General features: G+C 58.5%; 13 protein-coding genes and 1 pseudogene. 11 read left to right on the top strand and 3 right to left on the bottom strand.

The features are described 5' to 3' along the window. Positions 1–743: 743 nt before the first annotated feature. The 4 genes and pseudogenes from istA (at position 744) to HH1059_RS13980 (ending at position 4990) form a co-directional block, all read left to right on the top strand. Positions 744–2261: an IS21 family transposase gene (gene istA / locus HH1059_RS09875; RefSeq protein ID WP_096409994.1), complete on the top strand. Its 1518-nt coding sequence runs from the start codon at positions 744–746 to the stop codon at positions 2259–2261. Then, positions 2242–3021: an IS21-like element helper ATPase IstB gene (gene istB / locus HH1059_RS09870; protein ID WP_096409993.1), complete on the top strand. Its 780-nt coding sequence runs from the start codon at positions 2242–2244 to the stop codon at positions 3019–3021. Before istA ends, istB begins: the two co-directional genes overlap by 20 nt. Positions 3022–3136: 115 nt before the next feature. Then, a pseudogene (locus tag HH1059_RS09865) lies at positions 3137–4516 on the top strand (PAS domain-containing sensor histidine kinase); the annotation flags it as partial. Positions 4517–4570: 54 nt separating this feature from the next. Further along, positions 4571–4990, top strand: a complete 420-nt coding sequence (locus tag HH1059_RS13980) for a response regulator (RefSeq protein WP_275951853.1) — start codon at positions 4571–4573, stop codon at positions 4988–4990. Positions 4991–5127: 137 nt separating this feature from the next. Here the strand turns inward: HH1059_RS13980 and HH1059_RS13465 are convergent, their stop codons facing one another. Beyond that, positions 5128–5454: a hypothetical protein gene (locus tag HH1059_RS13465; RefSeq protein WP_162549495.1), complete on the bottom strand. Its 327-nt coding sequence runs from the start codon at positions 5452–5454 to the stop codon at positions 5128–5130. Between HH1059_RS13465 and HH1059_RS09860 the strand changes: the two genes are divergently transcribed. Beyond that, positions 5443–6477 (top strand): Rpn family recombination-promoting nuclease/putative transposase, encoded by a 1035-nt coding sequence (locus HH1059_RS09860; RefSeq protein ID WP_096409991.1) that lies wholly within the window; start codon positions 5443–5445, stop codon positions 6475–6477. The genes HH1059_RS13465 and HH1059_RS09860 overlap by 12 nt on opposite strands. 209 nt (positions 6478–6686) lie before the next feature. Next, on the top strand, positions 6687–6953 hold the full coding sequence (locus HH1059_RS09855; protein WP_231901936.1) for a HepT-like ribonuclease domain-containing protein: 267 nt from the start codon (positions 6687–6689) through the stop codon (positions 6951–6953). A 69-nt stretch (positions 6954–7022) separates the two neighbouring features. Here HH1059_RS09855 and HH1059_RS09850 read toward each other — a convergent pair whose 3' ends face one another. Continuing rightward, on the bottom strand, positions 7023–7355 hold the full coding sequence (locus HH1059_RS09850) for a P-II family nitrogen regulator (protein ID WP_096409990.1): 333 nt from the start codon (positions 7353–7355) through the stop codon (positions 7023–7025). Between the two features lie 652 nt (positions 7356–8007). Here HH1059_RS09850 and HH1059_RS09845 point away from each other — a divergent pair. From HH1059_RS09845 to HH1059_RS09820, 4 genes are all read left to right on the top strand, one after another. Continuing rightward, the gene (locus tag HH1059_RS09845; RefSeq protein ID WP_096409989.1) at positions 8008–9093 is read left to right on the top strand and encodes a PAS domain-containing protein; all 1086 of its coding nucleotides are present in this window, start codon (positions 8008–8010) and stop codon (positions 9091–9093) included. 88 nt (positions 9094–9181) lie between these two features. Next, positions 9182–10387 carry an ATP-binding protein gene (locus HH1059_RS09840; protein WP_162549494.1) on the top strand — a complete coding sequence of 402 codons (1206 nt, stop codon included), beginning with the start codon at positions 9182–9184 and terminating at the stop codon, positions 10385–10387. A 1125-nt stretch (positions 10388–11512) separates the two neighbouring features. Continuing rightward, on the top strand, positions 11513–16885 hold the full coding sequence (locus HH1059_RS13460) for a PAS domain S-box protein (RefSeq protein WP_162549493.1): 5373 nt from the start codon (positions 11513–11515) through the stop codon (positions 16883–16885). After that, positions 16882–20415 (top strand): PAS domain S-box protein, encoded by a 3534-nt coding sequence (locus HH1059_RS09820; RefSeq protein ID WP_096409986.1) that lies wholly within the window; start codon positions 16882–16884, stop codon positions 20413–20415. The genes HH1059_RS13460 and HH1059_RS09820 overlap by 4 nt, the downstream gene beginning before the upstream one ends. Before the next feature lie 34 nt (positions 20416–20449). Here the strand turns inward: HH1059_RS09820 and HH1059_RS13975 are convergent, their stop codons facing one another. After that, positions 20450–20578, bottom strand: a complete 129-nt coding sequence (locus tag HH1059_RS13975; RefSeq protein ID WP_274522533.1) for a hypothetical protein — start codon at positions 20576–20578, stop codon at positions 20450–20452. 25 nt (positions 20579–20603) lie between these two features. On the opposite strand from HH1059_RS13975, the gene HH1059_RS13455 reads away from it, so the two are divergent. After that, positions 20604–20771, top strand: a complete 168-nt coding sequence (locus HH1059_RS13455; RefSeq protein ID WP_162549492.1) for a response regulator — start codon at positions 20604–20606, stop codon at positions 20769–20771. The last annotated feature ends 250 nt before the right edge of the window (positions 20772–21021 follow it).

The following is a 21021-nucleotide window of genomic DNA, read 5'->3' as shown; positions in this document are numbered from 1 at the left end:
TAGGCAAGTAGTAAGGGCGACGCGACATCAGGTAACCAGAGGCTGACAACCCTCCTGATGCCGCGCCCACCGCGTCCTGCGACACGGCACTTATCAGTATCCTCGGGTTTAGCGCCGTTGTCCAGTGTTTGCAATTTACCTGGATAAGCGCCCCGATGAGCCAGCCTAAAGCATTGACCCGCCGACTTTTCTTTTGCGATTGCTGCAATCGACAGGTCATGATCTGCAGTCAATGTGATCGCGGCAATCGCTACTGTAGCCAGCAATGCGCAACTGCTGCCCGCCGCCAGTCCCTGCGCGAGGCGGGTAGGCGTTATCAAGACTCTAGGCGAGGCAAAGCCAAGCATGCAGAGCGCCAGAGTCGTTATCGAGCCAGGGCCCGGACTCGACCCCTATCCCTATCCCTATCCCTAAGCCGAGACAAAAAAGTGACGCATCAGGGTTCCACACCTGTTGATAGTGATGCTTCACTTAAGCTCTCGCAGCCAGATAACCAAGCTCGAGCACGGCCTGTTCAGCGGCCCGATTATCAGCAAGCGCGCCGACTCACAGAGAGCGCCCCGCGCTGTGACTTCTGCGCTCGCCCGTGCTCGGTATTTGTCCGCACAAATACCCTGCGCCGCTATTCTCGCCGCGAGCCGTTGCGCCCCTCGGGTCCCTGAGATCCGGCGAGAATTGCCTTGCGCTAAGCCCGAGGCGCATGTTTCTGCGCTCATCTCGCCGAGCATATGGAGTGTAAGGATATGGCTATATCCAAAGAGCTTGAGGCGCAGATCATGCGCTATCACTACGCCGAGCACTGGCGCGTCGGCACCATTTCCCGACAACTCAATGTCCACACCGATGTCGTCCATAGGGTGCTGGCAAAGGCCGGTATCCCTAGTGCACAACGCACTAGGCGAGGATCGATCATTGATCCCTATGTACCCTGGATCGAGCAGACCCTGGCAGATTACCCCAAAATACCAGCTAGCCGGCTCTATGACATGGCCCGCGAGCGTGGTTATTCGGGCGGCCCTGATCACTTTCGCCACCTGATAAGCCAGTACCGGCCGAAACCGGTCGCTGAGGCGTATATGCGCCTGCGTACCCTGCCCGGGGAGCAGGCACAGGTCGATTGGGGCCATTTCGGCAAACTGCCCATAGGTCGGGCTAAGCGCCCACTGATGGCATTTGTCATGGTCCTGAGCTATTCGCGCTGGATCTTTCTGCGCTTCTACCTCGGCTCATCGACGGCCAACTTTTTGCGTGGCCACGTCGCCGCCTTCGAGGCCTGGCAGGGGGTGTGCAGGTGCCTGCTCTACGATAACCTCAAAAGCGCGGTGCTGGAGCGCTACGCCGAACAGATCCGCTTTAATCCGCAGCTACTCGATCTTAGCGCCCACTACGGCTTTGAGCCACGGCCAGTAGCCGTAGCCCGAGGCAACGAAAAGGGCCGTGTCGAGCGGGCAATCCGCTATGTGCGTTCCAGCTTCTGGCCCGGTAGGCAGTTTAACTGCCTTGATGATCTGAACGAGCAGGCGCAGCACTGGTGCGTAAGCATTGCCGCCGAGCGGCGCTGCGATCAGGAGCAAAAGAGCAGTGTTCGCCAGGCATTTGCCGAGGAGCAGCCTTACTTACGTGCCTTACCCAGCGAGCCATTTCCTTGCTATGAGAACGTGCCTGTAAAGGTAGGCAAAACCCCTTATGTGCGCTTTGACCTTAACGACTACTCGGTGCCGCACAAATATGTCCGCAAAACACTCAGCGTCAGCGCAACTCTGGAGAGGATCCAGGTGCTTGATGGCGAGAACGTTATAGCCTCGCATCCACGCAGCTATGATCGCCATGCTCAAATAGAGGACCCGCGCCATATCGATAAGCTAGCCCAAGAGAAGCAAGCTGCTCGACTACATCGTGGCACCGACCGGCTTAGCAGCTCTGTACCGCGCGCCAAGGAGTTTCTCTCGCAAGCGGCAACGCGCACCAATAGCCTCGGCAGCGTCACAGCTGCGCTACTTCGTCTGCTCGATCACTACGGCGCCAGCGAGCTCGATGCCGCCATTGAGCACGCTCTCGAGCGTGGTGTACCCCACCCACATGCCCTCAGCCAGATCCTCGAACAACGCCGCGATCAAACCCCTGGCCCGCCATCGCTGCCTCTGCGCTTACCCGAGCAGCTACGTCAACGTGAGCCAAGCATCCGGTTGCGCGGGCTCGATGGCTACGACGCCCTAACCCCTAACTATGAGAAAGACGACAATGGCCCCGAAAACACCTGAGCAGCAAATGATTGAGCGGGCCAAGGCCCTGCGCTTGCATGGCATCCTCGCCCACTGGGAAGAGATCGAGGATAAGCAGTGGATCGAGCAGATGCTGTGCTGGGAAGAGCAAGAGCGCACCCGCCGCTCTCTCGAGCGCCGCCTGAGCGAAGCACATATAGGGCGTTTCAAGCCGATGAGCGAATTCGATTGGTCGTGGCCTACTAGCTGTGACCGCGGCGCTATCAATGCCCTGATGAGCCTGGAATTCATCCCCGAGGCCGGTAATGTCGTCCTGCTCGGCAGTAATGGCGTCGGCAAAACCATGATAGCCCGCAATATCGCCTACCAGGCGGTGATCGCCGGCTATACCGCGCTCTTTGTCAACGCCAGCACCATTCTCGCCGAGCTGGCCTCACAAGACAGTGAGAGGCTACTCCAGCAGCGCTTTAACCGATTCACTAGGCCACGCTTACTGGTCATCGACGAGCTAGGGTATCTCTCCTACTCGACGCGTTATGCCGATCTGCTCTTCGAATTGGTCAGCCGCCGGTACGAGAAGAACTCTATTATCATCACCACCAATCGCCCCTTTAGCGAGTGGGGCGAGGTCTTCCCGAGTGCTGCATGTGTCGTATCCCTGATCGATAGACTGCTGCATAACGCCGAAGTGCTCGCCATAGACGGCGAGTCATATCGCTACAAGGAAGCTCAAGAACGCAGAAACACCCGAGAAGCTAAGCGCAAGTCCCCGAGCAAAAAAGCCAAAGCAGAGAGTTAATTTACCACCTGTAAGGAAAAGGACATGGCGGTGGATCTCAGCAACGTATTAGTATGTCTGAATCCTCCGCCAATTTTGTACGGTTTTCCAAAGCCGCTAACAGACACATCAAAGAGTCACCAAAATCAATCAGGCCATACTGGATCAATACCGCGCTAAGGAAGAAGATTTAATTGGTTTAACCTTCATTGATTTTTTCCCAGATGAGCATATTGAGCAAGCTCGCGATGCACTCAGAGAGATTTTTGATCGAGGCCAGCGCCATGCGGTAACGCATGAGCAACGAATGGATGGTACGCCCATCATCATCAATGGGGATTACACCTGCCTCTACGATGAGCAAGGCCGCATCACCGGCCATTTCGGCGTCCAAGAAGACATCACCGAGCGCCGGCGTGCTGAACTCGCCGAACAACAGCTGCGCCAGCAGCTTCAGGCGCGCAAGCACGATCTCGAAGCGATCTTCGCGGCCGCCGAGTCAGTCAGCCTGATTAAAACGGATCTGAATTCGGTAATCCTTGAGGCCAGCACCGGTGCTGAGGTGCTGTTTGGATACAACCGTGAGGAGCTGATCGGCCGACACGTAAGCCTGTTGCATACTGATGCTGACAGCGAACGGCTACCCGGATATGTCGATCCCCTGTGCCATGAGCACCAACCCGTCCGCATGGAGACGGAACTGGTTCGCCGGGATGGCAGTAGATTCCCGGCGCTGCTCACGATCCACCCCATCACCAATTCTCGCGGCGAGCTGGTGGAGACACTTGGCGTAAGCTTCGATATCAGCGATCAGAAGCGAGCAGCACAGGAGCTAGCCGAGGCGGTGGCGGCCAAGACCACCTTTCTCAACGCCGTTAGCCACGACCTGCGCTCGCCACTCAACGCACTGACCGGCTTCGTCGACCTACTCACCGCACCGGATTTGGAAGAAGAGCAACGCCAGAGCTACGTGCAGCAGTGCCGCCACGCCAGCGGCCGACTGCTGGAGCTGATCGACTCACTGCTCGACCTGAGCCGGCTACAGGCGGGCCGGCTTAAACTGCGGCCCGCGCCTTTCGATCTGCATGCAGCGATTCAGAGCCAGTGCACCGTCTACCGCCACCTTGCCGGCGAGCACGGCCTAGCGTTCACCTGCACCTGTGGGTTGTTTGAGGCGGGCGTGCCACAGTGGGTGGAGGCCGACGCCACCCGGCTGGGCCAGATCCTGTCGAACCTGCTCAGCAACGCCATCAAATACACCCAGGAGGGGGGAATCGATCTGAGGGTATGCACTGGGCTCGATGACCGAATCACCTTCCAAGTGCGCGATACCGGTCCGGGGATCCCTCCAGACCAGCAAGCGCACATCTTTGCGGCCTTCGATCGCGCCGGCTACCAGGGGTCGCGCAGCGGCCACGGCTTAGGGCTGGCCATCGTGCGCGAGCTCACCGAGCTGTTCGGCGGAAAAATCGCGCTCGAGAGCACGCCGGGGGTGGGCTCCACGTTCAGCGTGACGCTGCCACTAACGCCCGTCGTAGCACCAGAGACAGAACGCGATGCCGCCACCGACATGAAAGCCGCTTCCCCGGCTCTTGGCGAAGAGACCCCAACGAGCCCGCTGCATGTGCTGGTAGCCGATGATGAACAGACGAATGTCTTTTTGGCCCAGGTCCTGCTTGAGCAGTTCGGCTGCACGGTCACCACGGCCAAAAACGGCACCGCTGCCTTGGAGGCGTGGCGGACGCAACGGCTGGACGCTCTGGTGCTCGACCGCCACATGCCCGATCTCGATGGTGTTGAGCTGGCCAAGCGCATCCGCGCTGAGGAGCAAACTGAGGGCTGCCCCCGCGTACCGATCGCCCTGTACACTGCTTACGCCCGCAGCGAGGTTGAGGCGGTGCTCGAGGGCGGGCTCTTTGATACCTTTTTGGGCAAACCGCTGGATAGTACAGAACTGCGGCAATGGATCAAATCACTGGTAGGGCGGTAAATGCCTGCTGATCCCAACATCAACCCAGGAGGGCCCTATGGACGCGCACGCCACTACTAGCTGCGATGAGCGATTACGTGCATAATGCGGCCATGCCCGGCTACCACACGCACACGCCGCCCCAGGAGGCGTATCTACTACTTCAAGTAATGCTTGCAGGCCTGTTCTGGTAGAAAGCGGTACTGCTGCTGTCTGCGCCGGGGAGCTGAGTCGACGATATCGGCGGTATCAAGTGGGTTAAAGTGCAAATATCCCCGGCGAACCAGCCAGGCATATAGCCGGTGAATTACGCGCAGGCTGTAATAGCGGGCCTGGGCGCTGAGTGGACGGGTCCAGGGTCGCCAGTGTGGATCCGAGCGATTGACCTTCGGGCCGTGCCAGTCAGGATACTGTTCGGGTTGGCCATCGGTTAAACTCCCTACACAAAAGAGAAAAGCAGATGCTCTATACCGATGGCTGATCATCCGAAGACTCCCCATGATTCGCTGATCCAAAAGCTCCTTGAGTCGCCGCAGAGAGCCAGTGTGGTACTTCGCGAGAATATGCCCAAAGCTGTGCGAGAGCGGCTTGTCGATGATCTTCCAGAGCCACTGCCGGGCAGCTTTGTCGAGCCTAATCTTAGAAAGACGTATAGCGACCGGCTATTTAGGGCTTGGCTGCAGGATGGCTGCCCGGTGTTTATATATGTCTTGATCGAGCACAAATCCGATCCAGAGCCGAAGACCCCCCTTCAGCTACTCGGCTATATGCAGCGCATCTGGCTTCGCTATGTTGAGGATAAGCGTGAGGGACAGGCCGAACGTGCCCGTAATCTGCCGCCTATCATCCCTTTGGTTATCTACAATGGTAGTCGGGAGTGGAACATGCCGCTATCTTTGCTCGATTGCATTAAAGCGGATGAGCAGATTCGGCAGCTGCAAAGCCATTTTGGATATCAGCTCCGGCATCTGCGAGCCGATGAAGCGGACGAGTCTTACTCTCAAGACCCGCAAGTCAGATCAGTATTCCGTGCTATGGCGTGGGCATATCTCGAGAGTCTCAGCCGCGATCAGTTGGAGAAGCTGCTTGAGGATTTGCCCTCTGGTCATCCGCTGGAGAAGCCGTTACTGGTCTATCTTATCCAAGTCCATGGTAATACCATTGAGCAATCGGATCTAAACTATGCGGTGACGCAAAACCGTTCTGGTGAGCGGGCGGAGGAGTTGACGATGGCAGTGGCAGAAGAGTGGAGACAAGAGGGACGTAAAGAAGGACGGCAAGAAGGACGTAAAGAAGGATGGAAAGAGGGAAGTCAAGAAGGGCAGCAAAGAGGGCGTCTAGAGGCTAAGGCATCAGACCTTCTTCGCCTGATTGAGCGCAAATTCGGATCTCAGGCAAAAAGGCTCTATAAAGAGCGAGTGGAGAATGCTTCCCTAGAACAGCTTGATCACTGGTTTGATCGAGCCATAGATGCTGCACGAGTAGAGAACGTTTTTGCTGAAGATTAAAGCCTTTTAGCGCAAGATTGCTCGGCAGAGAGGGCACACATAACGTAACTCAAAACTAATGGGTTTGCTTCACCCGACTAGATGGCCAGAGTCGGCTGGTGTTCTGCAAGCTGCCATGTAACATGTCCCTCCCTCTAAAAGAAGAGTTACCAAATCGCTTCACCGGTAAGGTGCTTGCCTACACCGAGGGCCTCGACTAGACGGATTTCGTGGCCAGTAGTCTCACTTACGATGCCACCCTGCGCAATCTGGAGCTGATCGGCGAAGCCGCCACCCATATTTCGGATGAGGTTCGGGACGAGCATCCTGAAATCCCCTGGAGGATGATCATCGCCACCCGCAACCGCCTCATCCGCGGCCACCTCGGTATCGACGATGACACTCTGTGGAGCATCATCCAGGATGACGTGCCCCGACTTTTGCCCCAGCTCAAGGCGCTGAAAGATGAAGTGTCGTGGAACCCGGCAGATTCATGAGCATCCTCACCTACGTACCTGCATCTTCGAGCAATCCATTTCGCAGATCTCTCCTGCTCCATCCGAGAGTTATCTTAGAAGTCGTCTCTGCCGGCGGATGTGAATCGTCTGCTCAGCGTTGGACAAGAAAATCTTGCCGTCACCGATCCTGCCGCTGTTAGCAGCATTAGTAATAACATCACAGGCAAGGTCCACTAGGCCATCCTCCACGGCCACCTCAAGCTTCATCTTAGGTATGAAGTCGACTACGTACTCAGCCCCGCTATAGAGCTCGGTCCGCCCCCTTTGACGCCCGAAACCCTTTACCTCGGTGACGGTCATCCCCTGCACACCGATCGCGCAGAGCGCCTCCCGGACATCGTCGAGCCTGAAAGGCTTTATAATTGCCGTTAACAATTTCATACTTCATGCCCCCCGTTTCGATTTTGTTTCGTACCCCCAGTTCACAAATTTAGCTGCGGTATATAGGGGATTGCATAAGATATGCCACCCCTGGCTAGCAGCTTGGATCCCCTTCCTGGGTGCCTCCAAGGGCCCCCCCTGAACCACTGGGTTACTCCGGTGTAAAAATCGAGCTTATCGTCGAGTTTGAGAGCTCAAGGTATGGCTAGAAATCGTGCCCAAACATTACTTCATGGGTAGCCGAACGAAGTTGCTTGGAATCAGCCAAGCGGGGGGGGCAGCACTTTCTAGTGAGCCAAGGAGTGGATCTGCCGACCGAGTGAGCGCTAGCACTGCTTTGGATGGCGGGAACAGGCAGATCGGCACGTTGTGAAGCCGCTCTGAAAACCGACCCTGTTGTAGAGGTCTAGACGGTATTTACGTGGCCCTGAGTCAGCGTAGTGCTGGGCCCTGGTGCCAACTAATGGCGTATTTTTTGCAAGGTTTCTTGGAAAAGGCGAAAAAGAGGCTCTGGAGGTTGGTATAACAGCTGTTGCAGGCCTATAGCTGCGATTTGCCCCCCTCCGGCAGTCGGCTAGTCGCTAATCAAAGGCGGTGAGTTTCGCTAGTCGCGAGCGCCGGTTGACGGAGCTGATACTTCAATGGGGGAAAGATGACTTACGATGCAGCACAAAGGGAAGGGCATAGGCTCGCATTTTTAGCAAGTATCCTCGACAGTCAGCCGGGTGCTGTCTGTGTTGTTGATAAAGAAGGCTGTTTTACCTACATCAACGCAGCTGCTTGTCAACGGCTCGGTTATCCCGATCCGGAGGAGTTGCTCGGAGAGCGCTTAGAATCAGTGGTGTACGCTTATCGGGATGACCCTTGCGCCCTGGCGCTCACTGAGCAGCTAATTCAGGTTGCGAGAACTGGCTCCTCACAAAACTTCGAGTCAGTAACTTGGCTTCGAACACGCAATGGCGATCCCCTTGCGGTAATTGTTGAAGCTGCTGTGCTGCGTGAAGGTGAAAAGACGGCGGGTACGGTTGTTACCTTCCGCGAGTGCAAAAAGCAGCAAGAGTGTGTGGACGAGGATATACATTCAGTTCAACAAGACTCCAAAACAAAATTTCAACAGCAGTTGATCGCACTACTTGATCAGACGCCGGATATAATCGCGCTACATGACATTAGCGGGCAGCTGATTTATGTCAATGCCGCAGGCAGGGAAAAGCTCGGTGTGCCAGATATACCACGCGCAAGTGATGGGCAGCTATGCCAGTGTGGTACCGCCATCCCGGTCGAACCATCTATTGGAGCGTTCATCTATTTTTGCCATCCCGCTTGGGCCGCCGAATTACTCCTCAATGAAGGTTTGCCGACCGCCCGGCGCGACGGCTTCTGGCAAGGGGAAACAGCCATTTGGAACGCTGCCGGAGAAGAGGTGGCAACTTCACAGGTGATCATCGGTCACCGCAACGACTCCGGTGAAGTGGTTCAATTTTCGACGATCATCCGCGATATCTCCGATCTAAAGCGGGCTCAGCAGGAGGTAGCGGAAAGTGAGCAGCGTTTTCGCTTAATCGCCAACACCATCAGTGATGCCTTTTGGCTGCGAAAAGATAATCAGATCTTATATGTAAATCCTGCTTATGAGCGAATCTGGGGACAATCTGCAGAGCTCTTTCGTGCTGATGCTGACAGTTTTCTTGAAGATGTCCACCCCGAGGATCGGGAGAGAGGGCATTTGGCAAGGTGAGACAACCGTCATCGGAGCGAATGGTGAACATATCCCAACCTCCCAAGTGATGATTAGCCATCGCGATGCGAAAGGTGAGATCACACATATGTCAACGATATTGCGCGATGTTAGCGAGCAGAAAGAGGCCATAAATCAGCTCAAAGCCGCTAACCGCGCCAAAACCGACTTTCTCAATGCAGTTAGCCACGACCTGCGCACTCCACTTAACGCCATCATTGGTTTTGCCGACTTGTTGGCTGATTCGCCGCTCAACGCGACGCAGCGCCGCCAAATCGAGCTCTGTCAGGCGGCTGGCTATAATCTCCTCGGTCTGATCGATACGCTGCTTGAGCTATCGCGCCTGGAATCCGGTCGCCTTGTTCTCCAAAGTGCCCCCTTTGAGTTACGCCCATTTCTCTCCGAGCAGATGGCTATACTCACAAGGCAGGCAGAAGAAAAAGGGCTGCAGCTTGAGTGGTCGGTCGATGCCGAGCTGCCGGATCAGATGTTGGGCGATACCACCCGCTTCAGTCAGCTACTCTTTAATCTGGTAGTCAACGCTATTAAGTTCACTGAGCGCGGCCGCATCCGTGTAAGCGTATCGCGTTACAGCGAGAGGTGTTTACAGGTGGCGGTTGAGGACAGTGGTTCCGGTATTCCGGTGGACCTGCAGCAGAAGATATTCGAACCGTTTGAGCGCGGTACTGCGGATGCGAAACAGCTTCAGGGTAGCGGCTTGGGCCTGGCAATCAGCCGCGAGCTGGTGCACATGATGGGTGGGCGGCTTTGGCTCCATAGCGTCCCTGGTGAGGGCGCTACTTTCTTCTTTACTGCACCATTAATACCCGATCCTGAGGATGTGGAAGCCTATCGCGGCAGCGATGATCGCAGTTCTAATAGCGTAACAAGCGATAATCAAGAAATTGTTGGAATGCGTGTGATGGTAGCCGAGGATGACCCCACTAACATCATATTGATTCAGGAGCTGCTCGAACGCTGTGGTGCGCAGCAGACCATCGCGGAAAATGGTCAGCAAGCGCTAGAACTCTGGCAAGCAGCTGAACAGGAGTTCGACTTGATCATGCTCGACATGCAAATGCCACGTCTCGACGGAGTGCAGGTTGCGCATGCCGTGCGAGAGACCCAGGCCGAACAGGGACGGCGGCACACTCCTATCGCTATGCTCTCCGCTCATGCCAGTGCTGAGGTGCGCGATAGGTGCTTACAAAACGGGGCTGACACTTACATGACTAAACCGATACGCCTCGATGCACTGGTCGAATTACTCTGCTGGGCGAAGCAGCAGGCATAGTGGTTTAAGTGGGACTGTGAGGGATCTACCCGGTTTGAGAGAGTTGCTCTGTTTTGTGGTGATGGATGTTAGGGTGATGGGATTCGGCTCTCCAGCATTTGGCGGTATGTCCCAAAGCGGCCCATGAAGGCTAGCACTTAGCGGTCTCGTGGATACCTGCTTTACGATCCGGTATACAGTCCTGCGATGCACCGGCTGCCATCCGTCGCGTACAGGGTAGAGGCTTAAGGGCATGGGAGTCGTCTTATCCGGGGCAGGGTAGGGCGATAGGCCGAGATGCTCGCGGTATATGGCTAACTCACCGATAAGCGCAGAGGGTATGGGCAAGGTGCAGTGCTGTCTTACTCGCACCGTTGTCTGCCTCTTATACGCTGTCACTATAGCCCTCCTGAGATCACAACAGAACGCCACATCTGTCGTGATCTTGGGCTGTCAATGCCGCATTAGGTTTCTTAGAGCTCTTTTTGCTGAGTCAGAAACTTAGCCGCGGCATAATTGAGATGAGGTACGACTACTGCTATATGTGTCGAGAGTATTCGACCAGAGCACTCCGCACCTGTCGGCCGACCCTCTATACTCTCCACTCTCCACTCTCCACTCTCCACGACCGTCCCCTTCAGCGGGCATCGTACAAAACTACAATTTACTCTTTGAGGCTAAGGAAATCCAGAAGACTATACGGTAACGCAATCTCCAGTCGCCACCCAACGCACACGCGTACAATCAACCACGTCGCACACAAGCCACTGCTTTGAAGGCACTCTCAGCGATCGAATGCACTGCGACGATGGTACCTGAAGCGGGTGGTTACGCAGTTTCTCAAAGATAAAGCCTTCCCCACATAGCACCATAAGCGCACAGGCCAGCTCATGCGACTGGCTTTACTCACGCAAAGATCAGTAGCAATCGGCACCGATTGGTAGCGATCGACACCCACTCCCCCTGATACACTCAACCACACGGGACGGAATCTCCCAGAGCTCGATTGGACAAGCAGTTGCAGCGACCCCTACTCTCAGCAGTAGAATCCGCGCTGTTAGTCGGGTTGAGTGGAGCGTGTTAGACTGTCTGTTCTCTGCTGCTCCAAGACTCCAATCGCAGAGGGCCGCAGAGGAGAGCATCGAAGTGGACGACAACACGGGGAAGCATCTTGATGAGCAGGAGATTCACTCCGCCCTGTTTGAACTCTATCCCGATGCTACCCTGCTCATCGATGCCGACAGCAGCCTGCCGCTGCGGTTCAACCGCATCGCCCATGAGCAACTCGGCTATACGGCCGAGGAATTCGCTAGTCTCCGCATCAACGATTACGAGGCCCTAGAGACGCCGGAAGAGATCACCGCGCACATCCGCGCCATCTTTGAACAGGGGCAAGACGACTTCGAGACCCAGCACCGTTGCAAAGACGGCACCCTCATCGATGTGCGGGTCTCGGTGGTGCTGCTGCCGACCCGGGAACGGACCCTGTTGCTGGCCGTATTCCGCAATATCAGCGAACAAAAGCAAGCCCTCCGTGACCTCGAGCAGAGCGAGCAGCGCTTTCGGGATGTCACCCTGGCAGCGGGTGAGTATATCTGGGAGATCGACACAGAGGGGCGTTATAGCTTTATCACTTCGCCGGCGGAACCTCTATTTGGCCGCCCGGTCGAGGCGATGATCGGGCACTCGCCTTTCGAATTCATGCCGGATGACGAAGCTGAGCGGGTACGCGGCCTGCTGAAGGCTTGGGCCGATGAAAGAAGTGCGTGGCGAGACCTGGAGCATGCCTCGCTGCGCCCGGATGGCAGCCTCGTCTACCAGCGGGTCAGCGGCCTGCCCATTTTTAATGAAAGCGGCAGGCTGACCGGTTTCCGTGGCACTGGGCGCGATATCACTGCTGAGAAAGAAGCCGAGCGGGCTCAAAAGAGACTGACGGAGCGCCTGAGCCTGGCGACTTCGGCAGCCGGACTCGGCATCTGGGACTACGACCTGACAAACGGTCGGCTCGACTGGGATGAGGGTATGTTTCGCCTCTACGGGATCGACCCGGCCACCTTCGGTCACGCCTTTGAGGACTGGGCCGAGACCCTGTTGCCTGAGTCCCGCGAGAAAACAGCGGCGGAGTTCAAAGAGGCGGTGGCCTCGCGGACCCTGTTCAATACACAGATGGACATCCGCCGTGCGGATGATGGCAGGTTCCGTACCTTGCACGGGCAGGCCCAGGTGATTTGCGATGCCTCCGGCGCCCCGGTGCGGGTCGTGGGCGTCAATCGGGATGTGACCGAGCAGCGGGTTCTGCAGCGCGAACTTGCCGAGCGCGAGGCGCACTACCGGGATCTGGTCGAGAACCAACCGCTGATGATTGAGCGCTTCCTGCCCGACACCACAGTCACCTACGCTAATCCTGCCCTGGGGGATTGCATCGGTGTGGAGCCGGAGGCGCTGATTGGCCAGCGCTGGCTGGACTATTTACCTGCCGAGGAGCGCGAGAACATCGAGGCGCACTTGGCGGGCTCCACTCCGAGCCATCCGGTTAGCCAATTCGAGAACAGCATGCCGGGCAAGAACGGTATGCAGCTCTGGGCGATGTGGACTTGCCGGGCCTTTTTCGATGAAGCGGGGGAGTTGAGCCATTTCCAGGCGGTAGGCGTAGACATCACCGCACGCCGGCGCGCCGAACAGGCCGAGCAGCAGCTACGCGAGCAGCTTGAGACAAGGCAAAAAGAGCTCGAGGCGATCTTCGCGGCGGCCCGCTCGGTCAGTCTCATCAAGACTGATCTCAATTCAGTCATCGAAGAGGCCAGTACTGGTGCAGAAGTACTGTTCGGTTATTCGCGCGAGGAACTTATTGGTCAGCACGTCAGCTTACTGCATACGGCAGAGGACATTGAGCGGCTTCCTGATTACGTCGAGAGAATGCTTAAGGACCATGAGCCGATCCGCATGGAGACGGAGCTAGTCCATCAGGATGGCAGCACGTTCCCGGCGCTGTTCACCGTTCATCCTATCACCGATCTTCGTGGCGAGTTGGTGGCAACACTCGGCGTAAGCTTCGATATCAGCGATCAGAAGCGCGCCGAGAAAGCCCTGCAGGCGGCCAAAGAACGCTTCGCCGGGATCTTCGAGCAGACCGGCAGTGGCGTGGCCGTCTACCGTCCGGTGGATGAGGGGCGGGATTTCGAGTTCATTGAGATCAACCCGGCATCCGAGCGCATTGATCAGACCTCCCGCGATGAACTCATCGGCCGGAGGCTCACCGAATGCTTCCCGGGTGTCGAGGAGATGGGCCTGCTCGCGGCGCTGCAACGGGTGGCTGACACCGGCGTGCCCGAAGAACTGCCCCTGGCCGCCTATCATGACGAACGGATTACCGGCTGGCGCGAGAACCGGATCTTCCAGCTCTCTTCCGGCGAAGTGGTCGCTGTCTACGAGGACCGCACCGAGATCAAGCGGGCTCAACAGGAGTCCGAGCGGGCGCGGCAGCAGCTAGCTAACCTCGCCGCGCAGCTGCCTGGATTCATCTATCAATATCGCCTCTGGCCTGACGGAGGCTCGGCTTTCGTTTATGCCAACGAGGGCATTGAGAAGATCTACGGCATCACGCCGGCAGAGGCCATGGAGTGCGCCGATCGCCTCTTCGAAGTCGTCTGGGAGGCCGACCGGGAAGGGGTTTACCGGAGCATTGAGCAATCGGCCGAGACCCTCACACCCTGGCGCTACAGCTACCGGATCCAGCATCCCGTGAAAGGGCCGGTCTGGCTGGAGGGCCATGCTACACCGGAGCGCCTGGCTGACGGCAGCACCCTCTGGCACGGGTATGTGAACGATATCACCGACCGAGTCCGGGCCGAGCAGGAGTTGAACGAGAGCAAGGCGCTGCTCGATGAATTCTTCAATCAGTCGATCATGGGCTTTTTCTTCATGATGCTCGATGAGCCGATCGACTGGCACGCGGCCTCAGAGGCGGAGAAAGAATCGCTGCTTGGCCATGCCATGGCCAATCACCGCATGACCAAGATCAATCAGGCTATGCTCGATCAATATGGCGCTGACCGTGAGGATTTCATTGGCCTCACCTACCGGGACTTTTTCCCCGACGAACAGATCGAGCATGGTCGCGCCGTGCTTCGGGAGATTTTCGATCAAGGCCGTGCCCATGCGGTGACGCACGAGCAGAAAGGGGATGGCACGCCCGTGATCATTCTTGGGGACTATACCTGCCTGCACGATGAACATGGCCGCGTCACCGGCCACTTCGGTATCCAGGACGATATCACCGAGCGCCGGCAGCAACAGGAGGCCCTGGTACAAGCCCGGCAGGAAGCTGAGCGCGCGAACCAAGCCAAGAGCGAGTTCCTGGCCAACATGAGCCATGAGATCCGCACGCCGATGAATGCGGTCATCGGCCTAAGCCAGCTGCTTGCGCAAACCGAATTGAGCGCCAAGCAGCGCGATCAGATCCAAAAGATCGAGCACTCATCGAAGATGCTGCTCGGCATCCTCAACGACATCCTCGATTTCTCCAAGATCGAGGCCGGAAAGCTGGAGCTGGAGGCCCGCGAGTTCCAGCTCTTCGATGTGGTTGAGCAGATGGCGACCCTCTTCGGCGAGAAGGCCCACGCCGGCGGCCTGGAACTGCTCTACGACATCCCACCGTCCCTCCCACAGACCCTGGTCGGGGACTCGCTGCGCCTTGCGCAGGTGCTCAGCAACCTGCTCGGCAACGCCACGAAGTTCACCGAGCAAGGTGGCACCGTGGAGCTTGGCATACGGAGTGTCGAGTCGGCGCCTGCCGGCCACGCCACGCTGCGTTTCTACGTGCGTGATACGGGCATTGGCATGAGCGAGGCGCAAATCGCCCGGATCTTTCAGGCCTTCGGCCAGGCCGATACCTCCACCACCCGGCGTTATGGCGGCACCGGCCTTGGACTGGTGATCAGCCGGCGGCTGGTTGAAGCCATGGGCGGTGAACTCACGGTCGACTCCGCCCCCGGGGAAGGCAGCACGTTTGCCTTCACACTCACTCTGCCTTTGGGCGAGGACCGTGCAGCGACCATCCCCTGCCCGAACACCCGCGGTCAGCGCGTGCTGATTGTCGATGATCAGCCGAGTGCCCGGGAGATCATGCGCGAACTCCTCCACCACTGCGCGTTCACGACCGAGGAGGCGGCTAGCGGCGAGGCAGCCATCGAGCGGATCGTAGCGGCGGAGCAGCGCGGGGAGCCATTCGATTTCATCCTGCTCGATTGGATGATGCCCGGGGGCATGACCGGCACCGAGACCTGTGCCGAGGTCGAACGCCGGCGCCAATCCGGCGAGCTGCGCCAGACCCAGCCACCGATCCTGATGGTTAGCGCCTACGCCCGCGAGGAGGTCGAGATCGGCGAGAACGAAGTCACTGACTTTTTGGCCAAACCCCTGACCGCCTCCTCGCTCTACGATGCGCTAGCCCGCGCTGAGCGGGGAGAGGGAGCAGAAGCAGAGGGCGATGAGCGCACACCCCACCACGCGCCGGATCTGCGCGGCCACCGTTTGCTGCTCGTTGAAGACAACGAAATCAATCAGGAGGTGGCCACAGAACTGCTGGAGAAGACCGGGGCTACCGTGGAGACCGCGGAGAATGGCGCCGTGGCCGTCGAGGCGATCCGCGCCAATCCGCCGGATCTGGTGCTGATGGATCTGCAGATGCCGGTGATGGACGGCTACGAGGCAATGCGGGTGTTGCGCGAAGAAGGCTACGACCGCCCCATCCTCGCCCTCTCAGCGGCCGTGATGGATGAGGATCGTCAGCGCGCAGCACAGGCCGGCGCAGATGGTCACCTGGGCAAGCCGATCGAAAGCCCGGATCTTTACGCCGCATTGACCGAGCACCTGCGCATCGAAGGCAAGGCTGTGGCAGCGGCCCCGGCCGATGTTTCCGACGGCGCGGCCGACGCCGTCCAGATCCTGCCAGCCGAATTGCCCGGGTTCGATCTTGAACGCGGGCTTCGCCGCCTCGGCGAAGACAAGGCTCTCTACCTGCGGCAGCTACGCAGGTTCCGCGGCCAACTGACCACCGACTACGCCGCGCTGATCGATCACCTGCGCGCCGGTGATAACGAGCAGGCCAATCGGCTCGCCCACACCCTCAAGGGCGTGGCCGGAACGCTGGGTGCCATGGATCTGCAGCAGCAGGCGGAACAAATCGATCACGACCTGAAAGCGGGAAATGCGGTCACCGCGGAGTGCATCGGGCGCCTTGAGCAGACCTTGCAGGATACTGAACAGGCTCTCGATGGGCTGACCCGAGAGCCGGAAACAGCCTGGCAAGGGTCGGCGGAGGCCGTAACACGCCTGCGTGAAAAGCTGGAGGCCTGCGAGCTTATCGAAGAGGAAACGCTCCAGGAGGCCCTAGCCTACTTACGTAGTCAGGGACTTGGCTACGACGCCCTGGAGGAGTTGGTTGAACAGTTCGCGTTTGATGAGGCCCTGCAAAGTCTCGATAGGCTGCTCCGAGGCGATCAAGGGGAACAATCATGAGCAGCGACGAGCCGCTCCAGACCATTTTGGTAGTAGATGACGAGCCAACTAACATCCAGGCTCTCGGCAATGTTCTGAAAGATGATTACCGGGTCCAGGTGGCTACCTCCGGCGATGGGGCGCTGGCCATGCTACAAGCGCCGAATCGACCGAAACCGGATATGATCCTCCTCGACATCCAGATGCCGGGGCTCGATGGCTACGAGATTTGCCGCCGCCTCAAGGCGGATTCGCAGACGCGCAACATCGACATTATCTTCGTCACGGCTCGTGATGCGGCCAGTGATGAAGAATACGGCCTGAGTCTGGGCGCGGTGGACTACATCACCAAGCCGTTTTCACCGGCGATTGTTCGTGCTCGGGTCGACACTCACATGCGCCTTCGCCACAAGTCGGATCTGCTCGAGCAGCAGGTTGCCGAGCTGGAGGCGCAACGCCAGGCCCGTGACCAGGCCTTGCAGCGCAGTGAGGCGCGCCGGCAGCAGATTGAGGCCATCTTCCGGGCGATTCCCGATGTGGCCCTGACCGAGACCGATTTAGAAGGCACGGTGCGCGAGGCCAGCAACAGCGCCGAACACATGTTCGGGTACACGCGCGAGCAGCTAATCGGCAGCAACATCTACATCCTCCACGACCCTTCCGAGCATGCTCAGGTCCAGAAGAAGATCGCTCGCCTGCAGCAAACCGGCGAAGGCTACACCACGGAGTGCGAGCTGATTCGCGGCACCGGCGAGCGCTTTCGGGCCCAGCTGAGTGTCGCACCGCTACGCAATGAGCGCGGCGAGGTGGTTGGCGAGATCGCTGCCTGCATCGATTTATCGGCGCAGTTCGCCGATGAGCAGCGTCTGCGCATGGCCCAGGAGGCGGCCGGATTCGGGGTCTGGGATTGGGATCTGGCAGCTGATCAGGTCTACTGGGACGCGGCGTGCTGGCGCATGCTCGGCTACGATCCCGCGCAGCAGGGCACTCTGGCGTTTGCCGACTGGCAGGAGCTCGTCCATCCCGAGGATCTAGAGCGGGTCCAACCCATCGTTGAGAGCCATTTGGCTGCAGGCAGTCCGTTCACCATCGAGCTTCGTTACCGCTGCGCCGATGGTGGCTGGCTTTGGGTGCAGGGCCGGGGGCAGACCCTGCGCCGTGGCGCCGATGGCTCACCGACCTACATGGCGGGAACGCATGTAGATATCCAGCAGATCAAGGAGGCCGAGCAAGCACTGCGCGAGCATGAGCGGGATTTAGTCGAGGTCAAGCGCATAGCCCGTCTCGGGCATTGGATCCTAGATGTTGATTCTCAGGAACTATTTTGTTCCGGTGAGGTGTACGAGCTTTTCGGGATCGATCCGCAAGCGAAAACCCTGGATCTGGAGACGTATCTAGATCAAGTCCTTAAGCCCGACCTCTCGCAGGTTCAATCATCCTTGGAGCAGGCCCTATCCGGCCAATCTTTCGAGGTCGAACACCGCATCCGGCTTCCTCAAGGCAACGAACGCATTCTGCTTGGGCGCGGATACACCGAGTTCGATGCCCAGGGCCGGCCGCGGATAGTGCGCGGTACAACCCAGGATGTCACCGAGCAGCGGGTTCTGCAGCGCGAACTTGCCGAGCGCGAGGCGCACTACCGGGATCTGGTCGAGAACCAACCGCTGATGATTGAGCGCTTCCTGCCCGACACCACAGTCACCTACGCTAATCCTGCCCTGGGGGATTGCCTCGGTGTGGAGCCGGAGGCGCTGATTGGCCAGCGCTGGCTGGACTATTTACCTGCCGAGGAGCGTGAGAACATCGAGGCGCACTTGGCGGGCTCCACCCCGAGCCATCCGGTTAGCCAATTCGAGAACAGCATGCCGGGCAAGAACGGTATGCAGCTCTGGGCGATGTGGACTTGCCGGGCCTTTTTCGATGAAGCGGGGGAGCTGAGCCATTTCCAGGCGGTAGGCGTAGACATCACCGCACGCCGGCGCGCTGAACAGGCCGAGCAGCAGCTACGCGAGCAGCTTGAGACAAGGCAAAAAGAGCTCGAGGCGATCTTCGCGGCGGCCCGCTCGGTCAGTCTCATCAAGACTGATCTCAATTCAGTCATCGAAGAGGCCAGTACTGGTGCAGAAGTACTGTTCGGTTATTCGCGCGAGGAACTTATTGGCCGACACGTCAGCTTACTGCATACGGCAGAGGACATTGAGCGGCTTGCCGATTACGTCGAGAGATTGTTTAAGGACCATGAGCCGATCCGCATGGAGACGGAGCTAGTCCATCAGGATGGCAGTCGTTTTCCCGCGCTGTTCACCATCCATCCTATCACCGATCTTCGCGGCGAGTTGGTGGCAACACTGGGCGTAAGCTTCGATATCAGCGATCAGAAGCGCGCGGAGCGGGAGTTGGCTGAGGCTGTGAAGGCCAAGACCACCTTCCTCAACGCCGTCAGCCACGACCTGCGCTCGCCGCTCAACGCACTGACCGGCTTCGTCGACCTACTCGCCGCGCCGGATCTGGAAGAAGAGGAGCGCCAGAGCTACGTGCAGCAGTGCCGCCACGCCAGCGGCCGACTGCTGGAGCTGATCGATTCACTGCTCGACCTAAGCCGGCTACATGCGGGCCGGCTCGAACTGCGGCCCACGCCCTTCGATCTGCATGCAGCGATTGAGAGCCAGTGCACCGTCTACCGCCACCTCGCCGCAGAGCACGACCTAGAGTTCACCTGCACCTGTGGACTTGAGGCCGGCGTGCCGCAGTGGGTAGAGGCCGATGCTACCCGGCTGGGACAAATCCTGTCGAACCTGCTCAGCAACGCCATCAAATACACCCAAGATGGGGGAATTGATCTGAGGGTATGCACTGAGCTCGATGACCGAATCACCTTCCAAGTGCGCGATACCGGTCCGGGGATCCCCCCAGAGCAGCAGGCACATATCTTTGCGGCGTTCGATCGCGCCGGCTACCAGGGCTCGCGCAGCGGCCACGGCTTAGGGCTGGCCATCGTGCGCGAGCTCACCGAGCTGTTCGGCGGAGAACTCGCGCTTGAGAGCACGCCGGGGGTGGGCTCCACGTTCAGCGTGACGCTGCCGCTAACGCCCGTCGCAGCACCAGAGACAGAACGCGATGCCGCCCCCGACATGGAAGCCGCTTCGCTGCCTCTTGGCGAAGAGACCCCAGCGAACACGCTGCATGTGCTGGTAGCCGATGATGAACAGACGAATGTCTTTTTGGCCCAGGTCCTACTTGAGCAGTTCGGTTGCACGGTCACCACGGCCAAAAACGGCACCGCTGCCTTGGAGGCGTGGCGGACGCAACGGCTGGACGCTCTGGTGCTCGACCGCCACATGCCCGATCTCGATGGTGTTGAGCTGGCCGAGCGTATCCGCACCGAGGAGCAGGTCGAGGGTGGCCCTCGGGTGCCCATTGCCCTGTACACTGCTTACGCTCGCAGCGAGGTTGAGCCGGTGCTTGAGGGCGGGCTCTTTGATACCTTTTTGGGCAAACCGCTGGATAGTACAGAACTGCGGCAATGGATCGAATCACTGGTAGGGCGGTAACCGCCTGATGCTAAATACGCGCCGAGGAACATGATCAGGGCAGGCAGCCTACCAGGATTGTGCTATGGGCACCTCCAAAAACTTCGCCGGCGCCACCACCCGCCCCGGTGTGGAGGTCTTGGCGCCAGGGATGGCGCCATGAAGTCTCCAGGGATGGATTCACGGCGTCCTCCACACCGGGGCGGGTGGTGGCGCCGGCGAAGTTTTTGGAGGTGCCCCTACGCACAGCCTACGCTTACAGCGAGGTTGAGTCGCTGATAAACGAGTCGGGGTGCGATGCGTATCTTGGTAAGCCGCTTGATCGCTGCGCCTTGAGCAGCTTGTTGGACTGGGTGGCTAGTGGGCTGCAACGCTAGCGCCCTGAGGTGTTGTTCGTCCGGCAGGTTTAGGCGCCCGAAGGGCACTAAATATTCACTTGTTTGTCGTGCTGTTTTAGTTGTAAGCTTAAAACCAAAATAGCTAAGGCAGACAAGCCACCAGTGCGTCCGTCCCTCCTCTCCCCCCCATTGGCCGGATAGCTGCTCTGCTCGCTGCTAATCACTCCGGTTTATTCTGCGGCGCCAGAGTACAGCCTTTGGCTGAGTGTGGTGGGATGACACAGGGGGG

Source organism: Halorhodospira halochloris (assembly GCF_002356555.2).
In the GTDB taxonomy this organism is placed as follows: domain Bacteria; phylum Pseudomonadota; class Gammaproteobacteria; order Nitrococcales; family Halorhodospiraceae; genus Halorhodospira; species Halorhodospira halochloris.
This window is presented reverse-complemented; position numbering and strand designations above follow the sequence as displayed.

Excerpts from the sequence above, each read along its gene's own strand:
- istA (WP_096409994.1), top strand. The coding sequence starts at position 744 with ATGGCTATATCCAAAGAGCTTGAGGCGCAGATCATGCGCTATCACTAC.
- istB (WP_096409993.1), top strand. The coding sequence starts at position 2,242 with ATGGCCCCGAAAACACCTGAGCAGCAAATGATTGAGCGGGCCAAGGCC.
- HH1059_RS13980 (WP_275951853.1), top strand. The coding sequence starts at position 4,571 with ATGAAAGCCGCTTCCCCGGCTCTTGGCGAAGAGACCCCAACGAGCCCG.
- HH1059_RS09860 (WP_096409991.1), top strand. The coding sequence starts at position 5,443 with ATGGCTGATCATCCGAAGACTCCCCATGATTCGCTGATCCAAAAGCTC.
- HH1059_RS13465 (WP_162549495.1), bottom strand. The coding sequence starts at position 5,454 with ATGATCAGCCATCGGTATAGAGCATCTGCTTTTCTCTTTTGTGTAGGG.
- HH1059_RS09850 (WP_096409990.1), bottom strand. The coding sequence starts at position 7,355 with ATGAAATTGTTAACGGCAATTATAAAGCCTTTCAGGCTCGACGATGTC.
- HH1059_RS09845 (WP_096409989.1), top strand. The coding sequence starts at position 8,008 with ATGACTTACGATGCAGCACAAAGGGAAGGGCATAGGCTCGCATTTTTA.
- HH1059_RS09840 (WP_162549494.1), top strand. The coding sequence starts at position 9,182 with ATGTCAACGATATTGCGCGATGTTAGCGAGCAGAAAGAGGCCATAAAT.
- HH1059_RS09820 (WP_096409986.1), top strand. The coding sequence starts at position 16,882 with ATGAGCAGCGACGAGCCGCTCCAGACCATTTTGGTAGTAGATGACGAG.